The sequence below is a fragment of the Streptomyces sp. NPDC028722 genome, assembly GCF_040637655.1.
GTDB lineage: Bacteria > Actinomycetota > Actinomycetes > Streptomycetales > Streptomycetaceae > Streptomyces.
In genome coordinates this window covers 346748-362440 of the sequence record NZ_JBEZWU010000001.1, presented here as the reverse complement: position 1 = coordinate 362440, position 15693 = coordinate 346748, and the positions used below count along the sequence as shown (strand labels likewise).

Here is a 15693-nt window from a genome sequence, read left to right as displayed (position 1 = left end):
GGCGGCCCGAGCAGGCAAGATGGGCAGCAGAGCGGTACACCGGCCGTAAGAGAGGCGTTCAGATCCAGGACGCTCGGGCGATCAAGGTCCGCAACGCGCACGAAATGGTGTTGTGGTGGGATGCTCAGGTGCCCGACCGCCTCCCGTGATGCGGGAGACAGGCGGCCTGACCAGCAAGGATGGGGAAGCGGAAGATGGACAAGCAGCAGGAGTTCGTGCTCCGGACGTTGGAGGAGCGCGACATCCGGTTCGTACGCCTGTGGTTCACGGACGTGCTGGGCTTCCTCAAGTCCGTCGCCGTGGCCCCCGCCGAGCTGGAACAGGCCTTCGACGAGGGCATCGGCTTCGACGGCTCCGCCATCGAGGGCTTCGCCCGGGTCTACGAGTCCGACATGATCGCCAAGCCGGACCCGTCCACCTTCCAGGTCCTGCCCTGGCGCGCGGAGACCCCCGGCACGGCCCGCATGTTCTGCGACATCCTCATGCCGGACGGCTCCCCGTCCTTCGCCGACCCGCGCTACGTCCTCAAGCGCGCCCTCGCCCGCACCTCCGACCTGGGCTTCACCTTCTACACCCACCCGGAGATCGAGTTCTTCCTGCTGAAGGACCGCCCCCTCGACGGCTCCCGCCCCACCCCCGCCGACAACTCCGGCTACTTCGACCACACGCCCACCAACGTCGGCATGGACTTCCGCCGCCAGGCGATCACCATGCTGGAGTCGATGGGCATCTCCGTGGAGTTCTCCCACCACGAGGGCGCCCCGGGCCAGCAGGAGATCGACCTGCGCTACGCCGACGCCCTCTCCACGGCCGACAACATCATGACGTTCCGCCTGGTCATGAAGCAGGTGGCGCTGGAGCAGGGGGTCCAGGCGACCTTCATGCCCAAGCCGTTCTCCGAGCACCCCGGCTCGGGCATGCACACGCACCTCTCCCTCTTCGAGGGCGACCGCAACGCCTTCTACGAGTCCGGCGCGGAGTACCAGCTCTCCAAGGTCGGCCGCTCCTTCATCGCCGGCCTGCTCCGGCACGCGGCGGAGATCTCCGCGGTCACCAACCAGTGGGTGAACTCCTACAAGCGCATCTGGGGCGGCTCCGAGCGCACCGCCGGCGCCGGCGGCGAGGCCCCCTCGTACATCTGCTGGGGCCACAACAACCGCAGCGCCCTCGTCCGCGTCCCCATGTACAAGCCCGGCAAGACCGGCTCCGCCCGCGTGGAGGTCCGCTCCATCGACTCCGGCTCCAACCCCTACCTGGCCTACGCGGTGCTCCTGGCCGCCGGCCTGAAGGGCATCGAGGAGGGCTACGAACTCCCGCCGGGCGCCGAGGACGACGTCTGGGCCCTCTCCAACGCCGAGCGCCGCGCCATGGGCATCGAACCCCTCCCGCAGAACCTCGGCGAGGCCTTGACCCTCATGGAGAGCAGCGACCTGGTCGCCGAGACCCTCGGCGAACACGTCTTCGACTTCTTCCTGCGCAACAAGAAGTCGGAGTGGGAGGAGTACCGCAGCGAGGTCACCGCGTTCGAGCTGCGCAAGAACCTGCCGGTGCTGTAAGCCCAGGTCAGGGCTGTTTTCCCCCTGATCGGCCGGATGGGGCCGACGGTCGCGGACCGTCGGCCCCATGGCGTCTCACTGCCCCTGGGCCGTCTCTGGGCCGTCCAACGCTGCTGTGGGCGCGTTAGGCGACGGTGATCGCGGCTATCCGGGTTACTCCCGTCCCAAGCCGTAGGCATACGACTCAGGGGCCAGCGCCACCGAGCGCCAGTACTTCCAGCGCTCCAGCAGATACGCCTTCCGCGCCGGACTGGCGAGGGCAGTTTTAGTGATGGCCTCAGACGGGTCGCTCACGATTCTGCTCAATTCCGTGATGTGGGCGCCAGTGCCGAAAGTTGGCGGAATGGAGTTCAGGAACCACTCATAGACGCTATTGGTAATCGTTGCGTAGTCTTCCGCCTCACGTTCCGGTCGCAGTTGATCGTAAGTGAAGAAGTGCTCATCCCTGCGAAGCATGTGGTCACGTTTTAGGCGCATGTAGTCCGGATCATCATGCTTGGATGATCCGACTTTGAACTCGGCATTCCTGCCGAAGACAAGTACGAATTGAGGTTCGATTGGACGATGAGAGTACGAGGGGGCGTAGGTTTTAGCGAAGATTAAGCGGTTCTCAGGGGAGTTGAACCAGATTTTCCATTCCGTAAGTTGATCAATGGCCTGAGTTAGCTCGGCTGTCGGAGTTCTGTTCTTGTTGAACCATGACTTTCCAGGGCTTTCGATTTCGATGCAGATAGGTCTGATAGCGCCCGTGTCTCGCCTCACCCACATGAAGTCTGGTACACGCTTCGGCCCAAGGCCCTGCAGAGGAGGCTGCCTGATTACTGAACTGAAAGAAGCCCCATGGTGTCCTCCGTGGCCGACACTGTCAGTCGCTCCGGGCAGGAGACAGGGGTGTGACTCCAGAAACTCCTGCATCTGTCGCTCATCGGGGTTCGAATCCAGCAACGTATTCCACTTAGGTAGAAGCCAATCCCGGTATTCGTCCCAGGTCGGCGCCAGAGGGCGGTCGGGATTCTCGTCGGTTACTGCATGGCGAAGCAGGTCCATGGTCCGATTCTGGGGGATCGCTGACGGCCTGGGTAGCGAAAACGAGAAAACCGGCCGGACGTCTGGGAGAGCATATAGAATGCGCATTTCTCCCTGACGTCCGGTCGCTCAGGTCCGGTCTACGGCGGTGCTGAAGGCGTCGTACATGCTGTCCACCGACTTCCGGGCCCGTGCGTCGCTGCTCGGCATGAGGTGCGTGTAGACCCGGAGCGTGAACCCCGGATCGTTGTGTCCGAGGTAGTGGCTCAGGGCCTTGATGTTCTCGCCGGCGTCCAGCAGGACTGAGGCATAGAAGTGCCTCAGGGCGTGCATGCCGTGCTCGCGGGCGGCCTGGTGCCTCTGGCCCTGCTTGGGCTGCGGGATCACGCCGGCCGCCACGAGGGCGGGCTTCCACGCGTGGACGTTGAAGTCGGTTCGCCGAACGGCGCCGGCACCATCCAGCCGAGTGAACAACAGTCGTTTCGTGACGAGCGGACCGTCCGGCCGAAGCCATGGAAGAGCGACCTCCACCGAGGGAAACGCTTCCATGTGCGCCTTGAGGACGTGCGCCACTCGATCGGGCAAGGGAACGTCCCGCACCTTGTTCCGCTTCGGCGGAGAGAACACGAGACGTCCCCTGCTCACCTTCACCTGGTTCCCGACGTGAAGCCATCCCGAGTCGAAGCCGAGCGCATCAGCGGTGAGTCCGAAGATCTCCCCTTGGCGAAGACCGCACCCGGCGCCCAGATCGACCACCGCGTGGTACTGCTCGGGCAGGGCCGCTCGCACGGCGAAGACCCGATCCGCGCTCCAGGGGACGACTCGTCCGGTGCCCGCGGCGGGGGGACGTACGGACTGAGCACGACATGGGTTCTTGGACAGGTGACCGTCATCAACGGCGGCGCTGAGGATCGTGGAGACGTTGTTGTAGATCACGCGCCGATACGAGGATGCGGGGACGACCTGTTCCAGGTTGCTCAGCCAGTCCCGGATGTGCTCCGGCTTGAAGGAACCCAGGGGCCGCGGCCCCAGGTAGGGAATGGCGTGGCCCCGGATTGCCGATTCGACCGATTCGCGGGTCGTCATGTCGGTGGTCTGGGTCTTCAACCATTTCTCGGCGTACTGCCCGAACGTCACGCGGCCGGCGGCGGGGTCCACATACTGTCCGCGCGACATGTCCGCCTCGATGGCAGCCAGCCATTGATCAGCCAACCGCTTCTGGCCGTCAGGGAAGGATTTGCTCTTCTCGGTTCCATCGGGGCCGATGTACCGAGCGCGGTATCGCAGGCCCGTGCCGTGTCGCTCGGTACGCACGCGCCGGGGCTTGCCGTTGGTGTCGGTGTCGGTCTTGTACCAGCGGTCTTGGATATGGCCTGCCATGCGGTGACGGAGTCCTCTCGCGACGCGCAGCAGGGCGAGCCGCGGTCGGCTCGCCCTGCTGTCTTGAGGTGTGTGGGGTTATGCGGCGGTGTCGGCGCTCTTACGTTCGGTGACGTAGGCGCGTACGTCGGCCGGGTCGTACCGGAGGTGCTTGCCGACACGGAAACCGAGCGGGCCGGTGCGTTTCTTGCGCCATTGGTAGACCGTCTCGACGGGCACGCCGAAGATCTCGGCGATGTCGTCAGGGGTGAGGTACCGATCCGGAAGGCCGCTCCGGAGGGTGGCGGGGGAGCCGGTCTCCTGCAAGATCTGGGGAGTCACTGTGTCCTCCGAGGGTTGGAGTCACATTGCGCTGAGTCGCGACTCATCGGCACTCAAAGGCGCTTCGAGAGGCTGTGAGACGCGATGAGACGCGACTCAGGCCAATGTCAGTCGGACTGCTTCACCGTGATCCCGTTGTAGGTGATCACCTGTCGGCCGTAGGCGTCGCGTGGTCGGGTGCGGTGGAGCTGGGGAATGACAGAGAGCAGGTTGCGGCCGAACATCTGCTTGGTGCCGACCGCGCGGACGCCGTTGTCCTCGGCCCACTCGCGCCAGACCACCCACAGGGTGTCCACCGGGACGCTGCATGCGGGCCCGGTGATGCAGCGTTCCCGGATGAAGGCGCTGGTGGGTGAGGCGGTGTCCTGCATGGTTGTGACTGCCTCGCGGCTACATTCCGGTTCCGTGATGCGCCCCTTGGCCTCCAGGCGGGCGAGTCCGGCCAAAGCCCAGTTCAAGATGCCGGGCATCTCGGTGACAAGCCGGTCGAACAGGGTGGGATCTTCCTTGCCCAGCCACGACACGGTCATGTTGAGCACCACGAACCGACGGGCGATGACCCCGGAGGAGTCGCCGAAGTGCGGCAACTCGTTGGAAAGAATCATCAGCCGGGTCGGAAGCTTGCCGGTCCACACCGCTCGGTACTTACGGTCCACGTCGATGGTGTCCTCACCGGAGATGGTCAGGAGCCGTTCTACGACCTGGCTGCTGTCGTGGCCGGACAGACGGGCATCCGAGATGACCGCGAGCGGCTTGCCCACCAGGGTCGACAACCCAAAGTTCGTGCCAAGCCCGGCGAGCGTGGGGCCTGCGAGATTTTCCTTGCCGACCAACTCTTTCAGCACACGCGCGATCGTGCCCTTGCCCGAGCGTGACGGGCCGACCATGAGCAGGATTTTCTGCTGGTCGGTGCGCCCGGACAGGATGTAGCCGAACCACTCCTGAAGCGCGGCGATGGCGTCAGGGGCGTCGGGCCAGATCTTCGCCAGAAACCGTTCCCACTCCGGGGCGGTGGCGTCCGGGTCGTAGGCGAACGGCACGGAGACGTGGTTGAAGAACCCGGGGGTGTGCGGCAGTAGGGCGCGGTCGCGGATGCGCAGCAGTCCGTTCGCGCATGCCACGATGGGTCCTCCATCGGTGAAGCCAGCCCCACCGCTCTCCAGCCATGCGGGAGCGTCCACGTCGGAGGGCAGCAGCGTGATCGAGCCGAGGGCGTCGAGCAGGTTGCTGATCTTCTGCTTCGTCGGTGCCCACTCGCGTTCCTCTATCTGGCCGTCCTTGACAGGCACCAGGTAGATGGCGTGTTCCAGGCGCTCGTACATCGCCTTGCGTACCTGGGCTTCATCCACCTCGCGCCAGTGGGTTCCGGTCCAGCGCATCCAGGATGCCCGCCAGCGGTGGCACACCAGGTGTCCGTCCTCGGTCTGCCAATCCGGCAGGAGCCGGCGGGCGACGGCGAGAGGGTTGGACGGTGGTGGCAGTTCCTCGTTCTCGGTGGCGGGTTCGTCGGTCATGCTGCGGCCCTCCCCTCAAGGACAATGCGGGCGCCCTTACGGGCGGCGACCTCTCGTGCGCCCACGCACGGCTGTGGCGCGGCCCGTACGGCGCGCTGGCGGCCGCAGGTGGTGTCACGCGGTGCGATGGTCATGCCGTACGCTCCGCTGCCGTCTTGAAGCCGTTGGCGACCGCGCGGCGGGCGTAGGGCTCGGGGACGCCGACCAGGACGGCGGCGGCGGTGATCTCGTCGCCGATGGCGTCGAGGCCGCAGGGGCCGGGGCAGTGGGTGTGCTGGGCGGCGATGAAGCGGGCGACTCCGAACGCTTTTGATCCGGCGCCGGATTCGGTGTGTGAGCGGATCAGGGCGAGGCCGCGGTCGAGCCCGGTGCGCACGTAGCGCTGGGTGTGGCGGCAGCCGGTGGCGACGGTGCTGTCCCATGTGGTGCGGGGAGGTGAAGAGGCCACCCCCCGCCGGGCGGGGGTGGCCTCTTCCTTCACCACCAGGGCGCGCACGGCAGGGGGCAACGCGGTCATGCGTCCGGTGCCGGGACCGAGCCAGCGGGCGTACTGATTTCGGGACTTGATGTCGATGCCGGGGCGGACGGCGTTGGCGGAGGGCATGGTGCCTCGGTAGATCCAGTGCTGGCCGCGCGTGGTCGGCACGGTTCGGGTGGCGGGCAGGTTCTGCCGTGCCCACGCAATGGCGTCGGCGTTGTCGAGGTCCACCACGGTGAGTCCGGCGCCGCCGGGGTGGTAGGCGACGGCCGCAGCCTCCCGCCATGCCGGCGCCCATGCGGGTGAGGCGATGACGCGCGGGTCGGTGGTGGCGGCAGCCCAGGCGTGGCAGGGTGCCGGGCAGGTGCAGGGACCCGCGGCTTTCATGTTCGGTCGTCCGCCGCACGCGTTGCCCGTGCAGGCGGGGCAGTTGCCGACGGGCACCTTGCCCTCCCGCAGGGGCAGCACAGGCACACGGGCTGCGGCGAGGCTGAGGGCCACTCGCCGGATGGGGACGGATTGGGTCATGCTGGGGACCTCCAACAGGTCTGTTGTGGACTCGTTGGCAAGGGCGGCCCCGGGTTCTTTGGCGAGATGCTGGGGGCCGCCCTTGGCGTAGCTAGTGGTGCCTGATCCAGCGGGCATACTCCTGGCGGACGTAGCCGCGCGGATCGGCGTCGGTCGCGGGGGTACGGGCCTGGTCGGTGTCGATCAGGTGCGCGGCGGCGGCGTCGGCGAGTTCGGCGGCGTCGTTGTCGTGAATGCCGTCGGCCTCGCCGTGCAGGGCGATGCGGTCCAGCACGGCGGCCTTGCGCAGCCAGTACTCGCGGGCGTCCTCCTCGCGAAACGACTCGCCGGCGGCGAGCCGGGCGGTGCGCGCGGTCCAGCCGATCTCTCGGATGAGGTTCGGTGCGAGTGCGTACGCCTGTTCCGGCGCCGGCCACACCGGGCCGGGGGCGGACTGGGTGTCGCCACTCATGCGGTGTCCTTCGGTGCATGGTCGGGGATGGGGTGGGGTTCGGCGGTGACGTACAGGCGCATGCGCATGCGCTGTCCGTCGCGGGCGGGGTAGCGGCGGAAGCCGCCAACGCGGAACGCGGCGGTGAGGGTGGCCGCGATCTGGTCGGCGTCGCCGGGCGGGCAGATCACGCGGATCTCGAACACGGGTGGGTCTCCTCGCGGTCAGCCGTGAAAGTGGCTGCGCTTGATGACGGCCTTGCGGATGTTGACCGTGGTCCCGCCCCGGTGGCCGCTCCTGCTGAACACCTGCACGGCGATCCATCCGCCGAAGATGACGGCGGCGAGGATGATGAGCTGGGTGACCAGGGCGGTCAGGGTGGTGATGAACGCGGTGAGCAGGAACAGCCCGCCGCAGACGGCGAGGAACCCGACGCCCCCGAGAGCGACGTTCACCGCCGCGCGGGAGACGGCCGGCTTGGCGGTGATCGGCTCGGGCTGTGCGGGGGCGACGGCGTAGCCGGTGACGACGCGGCCGTCCGGGAGGACGATGCTCGCGACCGCCGGGACGCCGCCGGACTGCACAGGTGCGAGCGGCGCGGTGGGGGAGGGCACGAGCGGGACGAGGCGGTGAATCTCCAGGGCCGACATCTCGTGTGCGGCCGGGTAGTGGGTGGGCTGGTTCACGTCGTCGTCTCCCGTCACTTGCCGAGCGCGGAGAGGGCCTCGGCGGATGCCTGCACGAGGTTGTGAATGGGCTCGTAGGCGCCGGTCCCGGCGGTGAAGAAGCCGAAGAGGAACAGCACCAGGGCGGCGCCGCCCCCGGCGGACCTGGTCCTGACGGCGAAGGCGGACGCGGCGCCGAACAGGAGCACGGCGGAGATGTTCAGGGTCATCAGGGGCCTTCCTGGTTCAGTCGGTGGTGCCGGCGCGGTGGATGCGCGCGGCGCGGTTGTAGAGCCAGCGGCCGACGCGGATGCGCTTGCCGGTCGCGCGGCAGCGGCGGCAGTCCTTGCCGCGCTTGAGGCGTCCCTTGCGGTCGTGCTTGAGCGCGTGGCCCATGCCACGGCACCTGCGGCAGTCGCCGAACGGCGAGGCCGCACACAGCCCGCTGTAACCGAAAGTGACGGCTATCAGGCAGGCGATAGCAAGGAGGATGGGGGTCATGAAGGGCCCTCCGGGTGGGTTCGCAGAGGTTTCCGCAGGTGGGGTGCTATCCGCTAGATCGCAGATCAGTGCGGGTTTGGGGCGCTAGCAGGGGTGCTACCGGTAGCAGGTGTGGGTGCTACCGGTAGCACCGTGTCGGGCCTATGCCGCGCCCGGCTTTTCGTTACGCTCCGCAATCATCTTGAGGAGGTCGGCGCGGACGATGCCGCGCCGTGTGGTGCGGGTGCCGTCCTCCGTGGTGCCCGCCACGTCGCGGGTCTTGATGCCGTGCGGCTTCAGTGCGGAGGTGACGTTCTCGCCCTTCCAGCCGCCGTAGACCTCGGGCCGCAGTTCGGCGAGACGGGCGGCGATCCGCTCGTTCCACACCCGCTCTTCCTTCTCCGGTACGACCGCCGCCACGTCGGCGAGCAGGTCGTAGGACGGACCCGTGACCGCCTCCGGTGCCTCTCCGAGCGCGTAGCCGGACAGCAGTCCCGCCTTCTCGCGGACGGTGCGGGCGCGGGCGGCGACGGCCACCGCGCCGGGGGCGTCGATGAACGCGCCGTAGACGATCCGGGCGTCCGCGCCCTCACCGACGAAGTAGTGCAGGCCCTTGTCGCCCCAGGAGAACATCGTGGCGCGCACGCCGCGCTTGTAGGAGGAGGTGCCCAGCACCATGTCGTTCTCGGTCTGGCCCATGACCTTCAGGCACCAGCGGGCGCCGGCGTTCGCGCTGATGCCGGTGGGCAGGGACTTGGCGTCGGGTCGCTGAGTGGCCAGCAGCAGCACGATCCCGGTGGCGGGACCGCGCTTGACCAGGTCGGTGGCGATGGCTTCGAACTCCTTGCCGTGTTCCTCGTGCTCGAAGAGCACCTGGCACTCGTCCACCCCGATCACGATGGGGTGCAGGCCGAGCGAGCGCTTGTCGGCAAGCTGGCTGGTCACCTTCGACTCGGGGCAGATGTCCCGGGGCAGCGAGCGGATCACCTTGGTACGGCGCCGCAGTTCCTCGCGCAGGGCGCGGAAGTCGTGCAGCGCGTACAGGATCGTCTCGTCCTCCTCGCCGACGCCGTGGCGGTGGGAGACGGCCTCGCCCACGGGGTCGAGGTCGCCGGTGCCCTTCATGTCGTAGGTGTGCAGCTCGGCGCGCGGGTCGAGGGCGGCGATGAGCAGCAGCAGCCGCAGGAGGAAGGTCTTGCCCATGCGGGGGATCGCGCCGATCACTCCGGCGATGAACATGAGCGTGACCGACACCCAGCGTCCGCGCTGGTCGGTGCCGTACGGGATGGCCTTGAACAGGTCCACGGTGCCGGACTTCAGCAGCGGCCATGCGGGCTTGGGCGCGGACTTGAGGTCCTGGTCACCGACCCACAACACCAGGCGCCCGGTGTGTTCTTCGGAGACGGCCTCCGGCCACACACAGCCCAGCGGCCGGCGCAGACCCGACGCGAGGCGTTCCCGGCGCTCGATCACGTCCGTCACCGTCACGCCGTAGGGCAGGTTGCCCTCCGCACGCCAGCCGGGGCCGTCACGGGTGATCGGGGCAGTGAACTCGAACCCGTCCCGCCCCTTGGCCTGCGCCTGGTTGATCGCCGGGATACCGAGCGCCCCCAGCGCCCGCAGAACGATGTCCGACGTCAGCTTGCTGGCCTTCGGCACCTCCACCGCGCGGTGGATGACCGGGTCGTCGGCCTTGCGGCCGTTGAAGCCCAGCGCGAGCACCAGGGCACTGACCGACAGGGCTTGCAGCCAGTCGGGGGCGAGGACGTAGATGGCCAGCGCGGCGCCGATGCCGGTGAACATCGCCAGCACGGCGACCAGGGTCCGCAGCCGGACCCGTCCGTCACGCTGGCGGGAGAGCTTGAGATATTCGGCGGCGTCCTCGCGGCGCACGGCGGCGAGCCGGACCGGTTCGCCCTCGCGGTCGGCGACCCACCGCATGGTGCCGCCGACGAACCGGGCCAGCCCCGTGGGGGCCTGCATGGCCAGCCGCGCGGCGTACACGGGGGAGCGAAGGGCGTGGTAGGCGGTGGCGTGGGTGTAGTGGCGGGCCACCCACGCGGACGCGGTCTTGAGTTCGGCGACCGAGTGCAGCCACAGCGGGATCACGTCCCGGCGCCTTGCGGCGGCGAGCCGACCGAGGTAGCCGGGACCGGTCACGGCCGGTGCCGACTGGTCGACCATCACGCGGCGGGTCGGGTCGGCCGACTCCTCACCCGACTCGTGTCCGGGCGAGTCGGCCGACTGCCCGCCATGGGCCGGGACACTCGGGTCGGCCGACTGCTCGCGTGCGGATCGGGCCTTGTCGAGGTCGACCACGTTGGTTCCCGAGTCGGGGTCGGTGTCGGCGGCCATCTCGGCTTCCAGCCGGTTGAACAGTTCGTCGTCGTCGGGGTGCTTCACTGAGAGTCCTTCCACTTTCGGGTGTGAGGGAAAGCGGGCCCGGCCGACGCTGTAGGAGGTGGGCGGCCGGGCCCGTGCGCAGATGATGGGCGCCGTACTCGGCGGTAACGGGTACAGGTTGTACCCCTGTCCCAATTTGGGCCCCTTGCTTTAGGCCACTGCCTCAGGCGGCGTGGGCGGCGGTGCGGGCGAGGGCGTCGGTGACGCGTTCGCCGATCCACTGGGCGACGTTGCAGGAGACGGCGTTACCGGCCTGCATGGTCTGCTCGCCCTTGTTGCCGTGGACGATGTAGTCGGCCGGGAAGCGCTGGGCGAGGAGCTGTTCACGCGGCTGGATCATCCGGTAGTGGCAGTCGTCCAGCTCGGGTGCCGGGCCGAGCAGCGCGGCGGAGTCCTTTGTGCCGAGCGTGTGCAGCGGCTCGCCGGCCGACTTGCTGGCGGCGTTGCGGTAGGGGATGACCAGCCAGTGATGCCGTCCCTGCCCGGTGACGGTGTCGACCGGGGTGGAGACCGGGCGGGCGGTGGCGTTGCGGCGCAGGGTGACGATGAACGAGTCATCGGCCTGCGGCGGGGTCAGCAGTGCCTCGAACCCCTTGGGGTTGGCCAGCCGCGTCCGCATGGGCTCACCCGTGTGCGTCGGCTGCGTGTTCCACGTCCCGCCAGCGGGGACCAGTACCGCGTCCCCGATCTTCACGGTGCGGGCGGCGAGCGGGGCGCTGTCGGCGGGCACGGCGCGGCCGTCGTGTCCGCCGTGGTTGACGGTGAGCACCATCCGCTCACTGCCGAGCAGGCTGAGCCCGGCGCGGATGCGCTTGATGGTGTTCGCCGCGAGTGGCCGCAGCCCGTGCGCGGGGCGGTCGCCGATCCGCACCCCCAGGTTCGTCCAGTCGATGATGGACGCGGCCGGCCGTACGTATGGCTCCACCAGGGCGTGGCGGCAGGTGGTGTTGGGGCAGCGGTAGTCGTACTGCTGTTTGTACTTGCCCACCCTGCGGCCGTTGCGCCACGTCTGCACCGCGGCCACGTCCTCACCGCAATCGGGGCACCAGGCGGCCGGCCGGGGTGCCAGGTCGGGGACGGGGATGTCGGTGCGGGTGAAGACGATGTAGATCCGGTCCCGCCACTGCGGGGCCGGGGCGTTGCCCTCGCCGCCGACGTGGGCGGAGGACGCGGAGACGATCTGGGAGCGGTAGCCGAGCATCTCCATGCCCTTGCGCCACCAGTCGAACAGCTCCCAGTCGACGGCGAATTCCAGCACGTTCTCACACAGCACCGCCTTGTAGCGGTGCACCTCGGTCGCCCGGATCACGTCGTAGGCGGTCGCCCTGGTGCGCTCCCACCCGGCGTCGTCCACCCGGCCGTACTCCTCCAGCTCCAGGGCGAGCTGGCCGTGGGTGCGGCGGCGCCCGCCGGCCGGGGAGATCTCCGTGCAGATCGGCGAGGCCCACAGGATGTCCGTCCGGGGCAGGCGCCGCATGTCGTAGTTGTTGATGTCCGCGCACAGGTGGTCGGCGTCGCGGTGGTTGGCCGCATGGGTCTCGACCGCGCGCTTCCAGTGGTTCGCCGCGAGGCGCAGTTCCAGACCGGCCGCGACCAGGCCTGTGGAGGACCCGCCCGCGCCGCAGAACAGGTCGGTGAACGTCAGGCTCACGCCCGAACTCCCTTCAGGTGCAGTGCAGGCGGGTTACAGGTCGAACAGGCCCGGTGCATCGTCGGCGGGCGGGGCCGACTGTGCGCGGGCCCGGCGGATGGCGGCGACGTAGCACTCCGGGCACCAGGCGCGCAGGTCGCTGGCGGGCAGTGTGACCGCCCTGGTGGGCGGGGTCGACGGGTCGGCGGGCGCGGCCATCAGGCGGACGCGGTGGCCGTGCTTGCTGGTGTAGCCGTCGTGCTCGCGCGGGCACCGCCCGTCCGTCTTGGCGTGCGGGTTGCCGCACTCGCCCGCGCACTGGCAGCGGTAGCCGGCTGCTTCCATCACCGGCAGCCACGTGTCGACCGCCGCGAGAGGCTGTGACTTCATGCCGCCACCTCCTCGCCGCCGGCGTCGGTGGCATCCACGGCGTGCAGAGTGGGTCCGGTGCGCTCGGTCTTGAGGGCGTCGCGGACCTTGCGGGCGTTGTCCTGCGAGATCCGCAGCGTGGTCCGCAGCCGGTCAGCGGTCAGTTCCCCCTCGGGCCAGCCGGCCGTGACGGTGCGGGCCTCGCTCAGCACGTCCTCGAACGACCGGGCCCGCGGCTTCACCGCCTTCGCCTTCGTCTTCGCCTTCGCCTTCGGTGCGGAACGGCGCGACGGCCGAGGAGCACTGTCCACCGGCGTGTCCGTGGCGGTGTCGGTGGGCGGCGCGGGCGGGGTGGCCTCTTCCCTCGCGGCCGGGGCATGGTCGCCCATGCGGAGCATCACCCGCTCACGCCGGGGCGTCCGCGAACGCCACCGCCAGCCGTAACGCTCGCGCAGGTCCGCGCGGACCAACTGCCGCTCGCGCTCCAGACCGAGCGCCACGCCGTAGGAGGTGACCTCCCACAGCGTCATCCGCCGCCACAGCGCGAACGTCGACAACGGCGCCAGCAGCCACCGTGAGAAACGGATCTTCTCCATGCGCCGACCGGTCGCGGCACCGATCCGCACCGCGTAGACGTGCGCGCCGATCTCGGAAAACACCACCCACAGCAGCGGCATCGTGCCGTGGGCCACCTTTGCCCACAGGCTGTGCCCGGCCGCGACGTTCAGGCCGCAGGTGATCAGTGTGAGCACCCAGGGCACGAACCGCACCCAGGCAAGCGCCATGTCCATCCGGATCAGCAGCAGGTTGGCCAGCGTGAATACGGGGATGGCCGTGTCGATGCCGACCGGCAGCATCCACGGCTCACCGAACCCCCACCGCGCGGCCGCTTGCGAGACGGCGGCGAACGACGAGATCAAACCGAGCGCACCGACACCCGCGGCGGCCAGCGCCCCCAGACCGGCAAGGCCCATCTCCGGGCGGGTCAGCGGCGGCACCCCCACTGGCCCCGTGGAAGCATCGAGCGTGGCGGGACTCCCTGGGCTCATGCCGCACCTCCAAGGGCGAACAGGACCGCGAGGATGAGCAAGGCCCCGCCGACATAGACCAGGTCGATCGCGCGCCGCAGGTCGGCGAATTTGGCCACCGCCAGCTGGGAGAGCCCGGCGACTTCGGCGGACAGTTCGCGAGACGCTGCGGCGGTGGCGACCTGGTCGGCGGTGAGCGTGGCCCACAGGGGGAAGCCGTGCCGGCCGCGCAGGTTCGGCCGCGTCGATCGCAGCAGCAGTCCGGCGGATGTGGCCAGCACCGCCAGCCCGAGACCGCCCACGATGCAGACGATGACATTCAGGGGTACGTCCCTGCCGATGGACCAGGCCCCGGCCAGCACGGCTCCCACGAACGCCAGCAGTAGCCCGGTCTTGGTGTCCGTCCGCGCGATCTCCGCCTTCACCTCGGCGTGCATGGCGGAAAGGGCCTGATCGGGGGCGGTCACGCGGCACCATCCGTCGGCACTGTGGTGGCGCGGTTGGCGAGCGCTGCCCGCTCCGCGAGGAACCGGCGGCGGGCACGGCGGATGCGGCGGGCGTCCAGCTCGGACGGGGAGCGGTCCAGCGTGACGATGTGCGCGTCCAGCAGCTCGACCTCCGCCAGGATGGCGGGCATCTCCTGCTCGATCGCGTTCAGCTCCGCGTCCGTCGGCTCCATCCACGGAGCGAACGCGGTAACGGCGTCCTGAACAGTGACGATGTGCTTCATTGGGTCGTGGTTCCTCTCAGACGGAACGGCCCACTGCGGCTCCCGGGAGGCACCCCGGGAGCCGCGCGCCGTTTATGGGTGAAGGTGGGTCAACGCCCAAAGGCCCAGCGGACCAAGCCGCTGACGGAGTCGGTGACGTCGGTGACCGCGCCCGACTCCAGCTCGTCGGCGCGGGCCTCCCAGCGCTCGGCCACGCCCTCTCGTCTGTGAGCCCGCTGCACGGCAGCGGCCTCGCGGTTAGCGGCGGCGGCCTTCTTCAGACGGTCCATGAACAGTCCTCTCGGCAGGTGCGAAGCCTTCGCTCGGCTCCCCTCAGCTCCGCTCGTACGAGACGAGCGGAGGAGGCAACCGACCGCCTCGGCGAGCGAGGCGGAGAGGTTGAGGTGCGCTTCACGGAAGGTCCGCTGATCGCACTTCATGCGATGCCATCACCGCCCCGAAGGACGGATCTGGGCAGGTCACCCGGCCCGACATGGGCGGTCGGGGTGGTAACCCGCACCCATCGACCACCCGTGTGCAGATGGCTGGGTCGGCACTCTGTTGAGTTCTTCGCAGTGCGGATTCCGGGCCTTGCATCCGGGCACTGACAGGCCGGTGAAGCCCTTTCGGGCCTCGCGTTGCGGCGATGAGTTCAGATTGACCTAGGTCAATCTTAATGTCAAGGAGGTGCACTGGGCGGGCAGGAGATTGACCTAGGTCCGGTTACTCTCAGGGGTATGGATCAGAGCCGGGAAGTGCCTACACCCACGCCGACGGCCAGGGAGATTGCGGCGCAGTTCCGCGAGAAGATCACGGGCCCCGACCGCGAGTACGGGGCAGGGGACCGGCTCCCAGCAGCTCGCGCGCTTGCCAAGGAACTGGGCGTGCAGCTCATGACGGTTCAGAGCGCATACGGCCAGCTGCGCGACGAAGGGTTGATTCTCACCCAGCAGGGACGCGGGACGTTCGTCCGTGACCCCTCGGCACCCCTCGGCAGCGAGCCGGGCAGCAGTCCCGCTTTCGCAGCCCTCGCCGCGGAACTCAGCACGATTCATGACGCTCTCCGTTTGCTCGGGGAGCGGCTTGACCGGCTTGAGCGGCTGGTGGGTAGCGAGACTCCACGCTCGCCGTGAGTTCCTCGGCACGCCTCAGCAGTCGTTCGACTGTGACACGCGC

General features: G+C 68.9%; 19 protein-coding genes. 2 read left to right on the top strand and 17 right to left on the bottom strand.

Features of this window, described 5'->3' with window-relative positions; translation table 11 throughout:
* Positions 1 to 194 precede the first annotated feature (194 nt).
* Positions 195 to 1556 (top strand): type I glutamate--ammonia ligase, encoded by a 1362-nt coding sequence (gene glnA / locus AB0F03_RS01605; protein ID WP_121791281.1) that lies wholly within the window; start codon positions 195 to 197, stop codon positions 1554 to 1556.
* Between the two features lie 153 nt (positions 1557 to 1709).
* On the opposite strand, the gene AB0F03_RS01600 is transcribed toward glnA, so the two are convergent.
* The 17 genes from AB0F03_RS01600 to AB0F03_RS01520 form a co-directional block, all read right to left on the bottom strand.
* Entirely contained in the window at positions 1710 to 2603 is an 894-nt protein-coding gene (locus AB0F03_RS01600; protein WP_361985224.1) for a Shedu anti-phage system protein SduA domain-containing protein, read from the bottom strand.
* Positions 2604 to 2711: 108 nt separating this feature from the next.
* Complete coding sequence (locus AB0F03_RS01595) at positions 2712 to 3962, bottom strand: site-specific integrase (RefSeq protein WP_361985221.1); 1251 nt, start codon at positions 3960 to 3962, stop codon at positions 2712 to 2714.
* Between the two features lie 78 nt (positions 3963 to 4040).
* A complete protein-coding gene (locus AB0F03_RS01590; protein ID WP_361985219.1) occupies positions 4041 to 4283 on the bottom strand; it encodes a helix-turn-helix domain-containing protein in 243 nt (80 codons plus the stop codon).
* Positions 4284 to 4390: 107 nt separating this feature from the next.
* Positions 4391 to 5797 (bottom strand): phage/plasmid primase, P4 family, encoded by a 1407-nt coding sequence (locus tag AB0F03_RS01585; RefSeq protein WP_361985216.1) that lies wholly within the window; start codon positions 5795 to 5797, stop codon positions 4391 to 4393.
* Positions 5798 to 5927: 130 nt separating this feature from the next.
* Complete coding sequence (locus AB0F03_RS01580) at positions 5928 to 6803, bottom strand: DNA primase (RefSeq protein ID WP_361985213.1); 876 nt, start codon at positions 6801 to 6803, stop codon at positions 5928 to 5930.
* Between the two features lie 91 nt (positions 6804 to 6894).
* Positions 6895 to 7254 (bottom strand): hypothetical protein, encoded by a 360-nt coding sequence (locus AB0F03_RS01575; RefSeq protein ID WP_361985210.1) that lies wholly within the window; start codon positions 7252 to 7254, stop codon positions 6895 to 6897.
* Complete coding sequence (locus tag AB0F03_RS01570) at positions 7251 to 7439, bottom strand: hypothetical protein (RefSeq protein ID WP_361985207.1); 189 nt, start codon at positions 7437 to 7439, stop codon at positions 7251 to 7253. The genes AB0F03_RS01575 and AB0F03_RS01570 overlap by 4 nt, the downstream gene beginning before the upstream one ends.
* 18 nt (positions 7440 to 7457) lie before the next feature.
* A complete protein-coding gene (locus AB0F03_RS01565; RefSeq protein WP_361985204.1) occupies positions 7458 to 7919 on the bottom strand; it encodes a hypothetical protein in 462 nt (153 codons plus the stop codon).
* A 14-nt stretch (positions 7920 to 7933) separates the two neighbouring features.
* The gene (locus tag AB0F03_RS01560) at positions 7934 to 8128 is read right to left on the bottom strand and encodes a hypothetical protein (RefSeq protein WP_361985201.1); all 195 of its coding nucleotides are present in this window, start codon (positions 8126 to 8128) and stop codon (positions 7934 to 7936) included.
* Between the two features lie 16 nt (positions 8129 to 8144).
* Entirely contained in the window at positions 8145 to 8399 is a 255-nt protein-coding gene (locus AB0F03_RS01555; protein ID WP_361985198.1) for a hypothetical protein, read from the bottom strand.
* A 141-nt stretch (positions 8400 to 8540) separates the two neighbouring features.
* Positions 8541 to 10781: a cell division protein FtsK gene (locus AB0F03_RS01550; RefSeq protein WP_361985195.1), complete on the bottom strand. Its 2241-nt coding sequence runs from the start codon at positions 10779 to 10781 to the stop codon at positions 8541 to 8543.
* Positions 10782 to 10944: 163 nt separating this feature from the next.
* Complete coding sequence (locus AB0F03_RS01545; protein ID WP_361985192.1) at positions 10945 to 12432, bottom strand: DNA cytosine methyltransferase; 1488 nt, start codon at positions 12430 to 12432, stop codon at positions 10945 to 10947.
* A gap of 33 nt (positions 12433 to 12465) precedes the next feature.
* Positions 12466 to 12801, bottom strand: a complete 336-nt coding sequence (locus AB0F03_RS01540) for a hypothetical protein (RefSeq protein WP_361985189.1) — start codon at positions 12799 to 12801, stop codon at positions 12466 to 12468.
* On the bottom strand, positions 12798 to 13829 hold the full coding sequence (locus AB0F03_RS01535; protein ID WP_361985187.1) for a DUF2637 domain-containing protein: 1032 nt from the start codon (positions 13827 to 13829) through the stop codon (positions 12798 to 12800). Before AB0F03_RS01535 ends, AB0F03_RS01540 begins: the two co-directional genes overlap by 4 nt.
* Entirely contained in the window at positions 13826 to 14275 is a 450-nt protein-coding gene (locus AB0F03_RS01530) for a Pycsar system effector family protein (RefSeq protein ID WP_361985184.1), read from the bottom strand. The genes AB0F03_RS01535 and AB0F03_RS01530 overlap by 4 nt, the downstream gene beginning before the upstream one ends.
* Positions 14272 to 14538, bottom strand: coding sequence for a DUF6284 family protein (locus tag AB0F03_RS01525; protein ID WP_361985182.1), 267 nt, complete (start codon positions 14536 to 14538; stop codon positions 14272 to 14274). Before AB0F03_RS01525 ends, AB0F03_RS01530 begins: the two co-directional genes overlap by 4 nt.
* A gap of 89 nt (positions 14539 to 14627) precedes the next feature.
* Positions 14628 to 14807 carry a hypothetical protein gene (locus tag AB0F03_RS01520; RefSeq protein ID WP_361985179.1) on the bottom strand — a complete coding sequence of 60 codons (180 nt, stop codon included), beginning with the start codon at positions 14805 to 14807 and terminating at the stop codon, positions 14628 to 14630.
* Positions 14808 to 15254: 447 nt separating this feature from the next.
* Here AB0F03_RS01520 and AB0F03_RS01515 point away from each other — a divergent pair, with 447 nt between their 5' ends.
* Positions 15255 to 15650 (top strand): GntR family transcriptional regulator, encoded by a 396-nt coding sequence (locus AB0F03_RS01515; protein ID WP_361985176.1) that lies wholly within the window; start codon positions 15255 to 15257, stop codon positions 15648 to 15650.
* Positions 15651 to 15693 lie beyond the last annotated feature (43 nt).